Consider the following 2,108-nt stretch of genomic DNA (forward strand, 5'->3'; position numbering starts at 1 on the left):
GGAATGAGGAACTTCAGGAACGCGCCCGCCAACGCCGTGATGATGCCTAGGGCGCCATACAGGGTCGAGCGGAACCACATCCGCTTTGTAACTTTGCTGGCTGCAAGCCTCAATCTGGTGAGCATGGGCTACTTCCTGGGAAGTTCGACCATCAATAGCACGGCCGGGCGCCGAGGCCACGTCAACGCAGGGTCATGCCCGACCCAAGGCAGATGCCGCTACTCCGGGCGGCATCTGTGTGCAGATTCTACGAGCGCACCTTGTCCAGGAACTGACGGTGGCGCTCGTATTGATCGAGCACATCGTGGATGAGTTGAACCTTGGTCCATCCCATGACGTCGTAGTCCTGCCCGCCCTCCCGCAGATAGACCTCCGCACGGTAATGACGGGTACCCTCGCTGACCGGCCGACGGGGATCCTGCAGGGCGAACGTCGGCGGCTCATAGGGCTGGGGCCGTACCGAGTAGAAGAAGTCCATCTCCTCGCCATGGCCAACCTGCAGCCACGCACGACCATCCTCCCCCTTGGAAACTTGGACCGGCAGATCCTGCTTGCGCAGCTCAGCCGCAACCTCTTCCAATGCTGGGATGACACGCTGCTCGATGAAGCCGGTCACCTCGATCTTCAACGGATTGTGCGCCAGCAGGCGCAGGCGCGCCCGCCAATCCTCGCTGGTACCCGGCAAGATACGTGCCTCGCGCAGGATCGAGCGCTTGGTTGCATCCAGATGCATGGCCTTCAGCAGTCCCCAGCACATCAGGATCATGACGATCGTAAATGGCAACGCACTGGCAATGGTGGCCGCCTGCAATGATTCCAAGCCGCCGGCCACCAGCAGGGCAATCGCAAGGCCGCCGACCAGCAGCGCCCAGAAGATCCGCTGCCAGACCGGCGATTCCTCCTCACCCTTCGAGGTAAGCATGTCGATTACCAGGGCACCGGAGTCCGCTGAGGTTACGAAGAACAGCGCAACCAGGATGACCGCCAGCGAAGAGGTCAGCATGGTCAGCGGCAGGTGCTCCAGGAACTCGAAGAGCGCCATCGAGCTGTCGGTTGAGACCGCCTGCACCAACTGCTGGATGCCCTCCGCCCGCACCATGTGCAACGCGGTGTTGCCGTAGATGGTCATCCAGAGGAATGTGAAGCCAAGCGGCACAAGCAACACCCCCACCACGAACTCACGGACGGTGCGTCCACGTGAGATGCGCGCGATGAACATGCCAACGAAGGGCGACCAGGCAATCCACCAGCCCCAGTAGAACAGCGTCCAGCCACCCAGCCAACCCGTGGGTTCGTAGGCATAAAGGTTGAAGGTCATCGAGAACAGCTGGGAAACGTACATGCCGGTGTTCTGCACCAGTGCCTGCATCAGGTGCACGGTGGGTCCACAGACCAGCACGAAGGCCAGCAACGCTGCCGCCAGGATCATGTTGAGCTCGGACAGCCTGCGTACGCCGCTGTCCAGGCCAGCCACGACCGAGCCGGTCGCCACCAGTGTGATGACGGTGATCAAGCCAACCTGGACGAGCGTACTGACCTCCAGGCCGAACAGGTAGTTCAGGCCGGCGTTGATCTGCATGACGCCCAGCCCCAGCGAGGTGGCCAGGCCGAAGATGGTACCCAGCGCGGCGAACGTGTCTACAGCATGCCCCAACGGGCCGTGGATACGATCGCCGATGAGCGGATACAGTGCGGATCGGACACGCAGCGGGAGATTGTGCCGGTAGGCAAAGTACGCCAGCGACAGCGCTACCACTGCGTAGATCGCCCATGCGTGGATGCCCCAGTGGAAGAAGGTGATGCGCATGGCCTGGCGGGCAGCTGCGGCCGACTCGGGCGAGCCGACCGGCGGCGTGGCGTAGTGCATGATGGGCTCGGCAACGCCGAAGAACATCAGACCGATGCCCATGCCGGCAGCGAACAACATGGCGAACCAGGAGCCGTAGCTGTAGTCCGGCGTACTGTGGTCAGGGCCGAGTTTGATGCGGCCGTAACTGCTGATGGCGACGCCGACGACGAAGACCAGGAAGCCGGCCACCGCAAGGATGGTGAACCAGCCTGCATCATTGGCAGCCCATGACTTGGCCGCGGTGAACCACCGCGTGGCT

At 62.6% G+C, this 2,108-nt stretch carries 1 protein-coding gene; it reads right to left on the reverse strand.

The window, feature by feature from the left end; genetic code table 11:
- Window positions 1–247: 247 nt before the first annotated feature.
- Window positions 248–2,108, reverse strand: a 1,861-nt coding sequence (locus tag AC2A1N_RS13685; RefSeq protein ID WP_484372595.1) for a BCCT family transporter, incomplete at its 5' end; no start/stop codon positions are given.

The sequence above is a fragment of the Stenotrophomonas maltophilia group sp. SKK55 genome, from assembly GCF_057179845.1.